Genomic DNA, 4,807 nt, shown 5'->3' on the forward strand with positions numbered 1-4,807 from the left:
CTCGGGTTTCCATGACAGACTCCTTGTTGTTGATCGGAGTCTGATTCTTGAGCCCGTGGCGTGCGGCGGCTATCGGGGAAGATGCCCACAGCGTACTATCGGCCACGACCTGCCTTTGGGATGTCGTATGGAGCCGTCGTTCAGGTGACAGGACTAATCCGAAACCTGCCAGACGACCTCAGGAAGAATCCCGGCTGAAGCGGTCGCTGCGAGCGCAACAAGTGGAAGACAGGTTAGCCATCCAATACCGCCATGCATCCATGAGGTGAATCCATCAATGCTATACCGAACCGACCACACGCCATCCCGAGGAACAGGTCGGCTTCTGACGCCAAGACCAAAAACGTACCCCACTTGAGGCTTGAAAAGCTCCCCCTTCAAGCACATCCGGTCTAGCTACTCGTTTGAGAATCGACGATATGCCTCACATCCCTCCGAAAGTTCTGCAACGACCGATGATCGCTGGGCGTCTTTGCAAACACGACACATCTCTTCCCGTCGGGGCGATAGAGACGCCCATGTTTGCGCCTTTGCTCAAATTGCCACCCTTTGCGAATCAGCTCGAGAACTTCCTTGTCGATATCCTTGTTGGAAGAGAACTTCATGCCTGCCCCCTCTTGCCAAATGGAACATAGCGGGAAACGAAGCGTTCCGGGTTGAACCGCATCTCTGCAAACGCAGCTGCCGCACCCACCTCCAGAATCGGGTGACTGTAGGAGTACCCCTTGTCGGTTAATGCACGGTCGTTCTGAAAGAAGCGGCCATGCGGGTCGACCATCAGGTACGACTCGCGCATGTCGGTGTTATCCTCCGCGCAAAGAATGCTTGCGAAACGATTATGCCGGCGCACGAAACTCCCGAACTGCTCGTCGGTAACTTCCAACTGGTTATTCAGTACGGGCAAAACGCGAAGGACCTTCCACTTTGCAGGAACCAGCGATTCGATAACCGGACTCAAATCGTCGCGCCAATTGAGCGCGTTCACGACCGTATTGACCTTGATTTGCAAGCTAGGGTGGTCGCTGCGCGCCTCCGCCAGACTGGCCGCAAGGCCCATCAGATCGAGCATTCGCCCCTGACGATCAAGGCGTCCGATCGCGCGGTTCAGGCCTGAATCGGATGAGTCAATGCTGACGCCAATCCAGGACATTAGACCGGCCAGCCGAGACAGAACTTCAGAGGTAAGGCGGCTGCCATTGGTGATCATCGAAACTTCGAATCCAAGCTCACGCGCATGGCTTACGATCGCGGTCACTTGCTCATCCAAAAGCAGTGGCTCACCGCCTGCCAGATTGAGCCTTACTCCATGCCAACTCAGGCTTTTGCGCAGAGGGTTGGCAGGGTTGTCTTCCCGGAGGAACGCCCACAACTCCGCCAACAGCGCTGACGATCGCGCCGGGTTCTGGGCAATCACTTTCGCGGCAGCGGGTCGATTCCAGTGGGCGTAGCAGTACTTACAACTGAAGTTGCAGGCCTCCGTGAGGTGCCAATTGATGACGAGCGGGAGGGTATGATTTGCGGAAGACATATGCGGGCTCCTTGTGATGGATCCGCGTAGATTTCCAGTAGTGATCTGACCGCAACAGGTAAAGCGCCGTACCCCCCGTAACGCATGTACGTGCATCACCTTGGAGAGGGGGGTACGGCGCTTTTCAGTGTGCAAGGCGAACGGCGTCGGCAGGATGCTGGTGCCACAAACCTTCAAGGAACCAAGCAGATGAGTACCTTCCCCTCCATCGAATCGATGCTTCTGGAGATTCACCAGAGCTTCGCCGGCGAAACTTCATACCAAACCAAGCCCAAGCGTGATTTCGCCTCTGGCAGTAAGCAGCTGAAGGCACATCAACAGATGGGCGCTACGATTCTTGAGGAAATTCTCGAAGCGTTCGAGTGGGACCCCCAAGCGCAGTTGGACGCGCTACATGCTCTTTCGGAGTTCGGTAACGCTTACAAAGCTCTGGAGCTCAGCTCCTGGACGTTCGACGCTGACTCTCGTCAAATCCTTTGGGTCTTGATGGGGCGTTTCATCGTTCCGGGGGTTGCCCGGCGGATCGGATTCTGGAGCCTGAACGGCCCAATTGATGCGGGCATGCCCGGAGGTCGGTTCTGGTACCTCCCTGAGTCGAAGCCCGGGCACACTGAGGAGCCTCTTGATCTGCCCGTCACTCAAGTCACCGATTGGCTGCTAGATCTCGTCAATAAGCCGCTTGAGGCTCTTGCGGACGATCTGAGCGCATCATCAGAATCTGCGGATGACCATCTCTCCGAATCCCTGATCCGGTCGATTCATAATTGGCGGACTGGCACGACTCCGGAACTGGAAACGATTCAGCGCTACTTCCCGGACACTGCCGTGATCCACTTCAACGGGACTTTCGAGCCCAACGGTCAGCTGTCATCCGATGAAAGATACAACGCTGCACTGACATTCGTCGCGCGTAAGGGTCTCGACGCAGACAAACTGAGGTTCGAAATTCCCATGACTGCTCCGGGGCGTCTGGAGCAGGTGCTTGAAGGTACTTCCAGTGTGGAAGAGCGTGACCACTTCGTCACGTTGCTCGCGGAGCGCTACGCAGTACCTACTCCTAAGCGTATCCGCCAACGCCTGCGCTTGGCGCGACTCACGCAAGATGGGTATGAACGCCTTTTGAAATTCCTGTGCCCCGGGGTGGAGCGGACCTGCCCGGACCCCATCCGCAACAAGGTCCTGCAGCTCGTTGAAATCTACAAGCGCATCTTCAACCTGACCGTAGATGCCTGGCGGCACAAAGGCCACTTGGGAGAAGAAGCCGAGAACGCCTGGTTTGAAGCACAACTGCCGCCTTGGGACGCAGAAACGCTGTACTTGTCGATTCTGCCATCCCGGCACAACAACTGGCTCCCGGCCCTAGCGCGCGAGATCAGTCACAGCTTTTCTTCAATGTCATCCAAGACCGAACTTGATGACCATATTGGCTTGAATGCGGGAGCTGCAGCGCCCATCATTCAGCTCAATATCGAACGGCAGAAGCAATTTGTCGAAGAACTCGTGGCGGAAATCGACTTGGAGACGCGACTGAAATCCGGGTCCCCTTGGCGTATTCTTCAGAGTGAGAATCGCTTCAGCGTCGTGCTACAAGTTGCGCACTCGGTAGGCGAAGCATCAAAAGTACAGAACGCGGTGCTAAATCGCTTGAAAGAGTTGGCCCAGTGTCCGTCCGAATCCCTCCAGGTCGCTGTAATGGAGTTGGCCACGCTGCTAAACAATAAAGCCGCCAAGAAAGACAAGGGCTGCCGGGCCAGGGTCGAGGCGCTGCTCAAAGAGTGTGAGCACAGTCCAGCCTATTCCCTCTGGAAGGGGCCGGTACAGCACTACAAAGCCAAGCATCTGCTCTCCTGCAACGACTTTGATGGGGCCGCCAAGCTCTTCAAGGCAGCAATGGAGTCGGCAGCTGAGCGTGGCTACGGGCCTCTCCGAGGCGAGGCGGCCCGTGATGCCTTCGCGACTGCACTCGCTGACAGGCGGTTGATCGTCAACAACCATGAGATCTACTTCAGGGCCATGCTCGCCGGTGGCGTAATCGAAAGCGAGGAAATGCCCCAGATTGAGAATGTTGCCCGGCAAGTATCAGAGTACTTCTGGGACGAGCTTTACAGCCCTTACCGGGATGTAGAAAAGCGCTCTCCCCGCACCGCCAAGGAATTGAAAACGCTACTGAGCGGATTCATGTCTCACTTGCGCGAAACGAACGAGGAGGCGCTTCTGGCTTGGTGCCAGAAAAACAAGAATCAGCTTCGCTCCAGACTGCCGGATGTTGATGGGAACTCGGCAATTCTCGCGCTCATAAAGATTCGGACGCACCTCGCTCAAGCCGCATCACAAGTGACCTTCGCTCAGTCATCCGCGCTCACTCCATCACAAGCGGAGGCGCATCAGATGCTTGCGCGCTGGCGCTCTGCGATCTGCCTGATCGCCAAACAACTCGGCCCCGAGCATGTGAACGTGCAAGACTTCAAGGGGCAAACACCGCTCATGCTCGCAACAGAGGAAGGCTGCTCGGAAATGGTAGAAAGCCTGCTCGCGGCTGGAGCAGACCCTGATATCCAGGATTTTACCGGCAAGACGGCACTGCACTCTGCCGTCAAGGCGCACAGCAAATCGTGTGTCGACATGCTCCTGGAGCATGGATGCAAAACTGACTTGCCGACGGTCGATGCACGCACTGCGCTTCATACCGCCACGTGGTCAGGAAATCTGCATGCCTTGAGGCGCTTGATCGCGATCAACCCGGAGGCGCTGTCGAAAGAGGATATCCACGGGATGACGCCCCTTAGCCTAGCCCGCAATCTCGCCAGGGACGCCTTGGCATTGTCGATGCTCGATAAGGAGCTTCAGAAGGCTGGGCGTTCGGCACCCTCCAGGCAGCAACTCGAAGAAATCGTTCGCGAGCTTGAGCTTGCTTCACCCGCCTGAACGCGAGAGCGTTCTTCCTGATCCCTTTTCGTTGGTGGCCGGTATCGGCACTCAAACCATGACGGTTCTCGGCCGGCCACGTCAGCGCAAGGAACCAGCGCTGCTGAGATAACCCAATCCGTCATCCTGAAGCAGGATCGTTTTGGGTGTCTGGTTCGCAAATGCCCTGTTCGGCGAGGAGATCCACGCACGGGTAAAATCGCTATCTCTTCCCACCAAAGAGACAAGTGCACGATAGATCAAGACAAGGGTAGCCGCCAGGGCAATCGCACCTTCATGTCATAACCCCGAGCAGTTCGGCACGAAATTCGTCAATGGTCGCAGCCAGCATGCGCTTGGACTTGATGCTCGCCT

Annotated in this window: 3 protein-coding genes; 1 reads left to right on the forward strand and 2 read right to left on the reverse strand. The window is 56.6% G+C overall.

Features of this window, described 5'->3' with window-relative positions; genetic code table 11:
• Positions 1-601: 601 nt before the first annotated feature.
• Positions 602-1,528, reverse strand: coding sequence for a viperin family antiviral radical SAM protein (locus ACPT9U_RS17210; protein WP_435751848.1), 927 nt, complete (start codon positions 1,526-1,528; stop codon positions 602-604).
• 189 nt (positions 1,529-1,717) lie between these two features.
• Between ACPT9U_RS17210 and ACPT9U_RS17215 the strand changes: the two genes are divergently transcribed.
• The gene (locus ACPT9U_RS17215; protein WP_435751849.1) at positions 1,718-4,453 is read left to right on the forward strand and encodes an ankyrin repeat domain-containing protein; all 2,736 of its coding nucleotides are present in this window, start codon (positions 1,718-1,720) and stop codon (positions 4,451-4,453) included.
• A gap of 81 nt (positions 4,454-4,534) precedes the next feature.
• Here the strand turns inward: ACPT9U_RS17215 and ACPT9U_RS17220 are convergent, their stop codons facing one another.
• Positions 4,535-4,696 (reverse strand): antitoxin Xre/MbcA/ParS toxin-binding domain-containing protein, encoded by a 162-nt coding sequence (locus ACPT9U_RS17220; RefSeq protein WP_435751850.1) that lies wholly within the window; start codon positions 4,694-4,696, stop codon positions 4,535-4,537.
• Between the last annotated feature and the right edge of the window lie 111 nt (positions 4,697-4,807).

This window comes from Thauera sp. AutoDN2, from assembly GCF_051280715.1.
Taxonomy (GTDB): Bacteria; Pseudomonadota; Gammaproteobacteria; order Burkholderiales; family Rhodocyclaceae; genus Thauera.

Coding starts and splice junctions, on each gene's coding strand:
- ACPT9U_RS17215 (WP_435751849.1), top strand. CDS start 1,718: ATGAGTACCTTCCCCTCCATCGAATCGATGCTTCTGGAGATTCACCAG.
- ACPT9U_RS17210 (WP_435751848.1), bottom strand. CDS start 1,528: ATGTCTTCCGCAAATCATACCCTCCCGCTCGTCATCAATTGGCACCTC.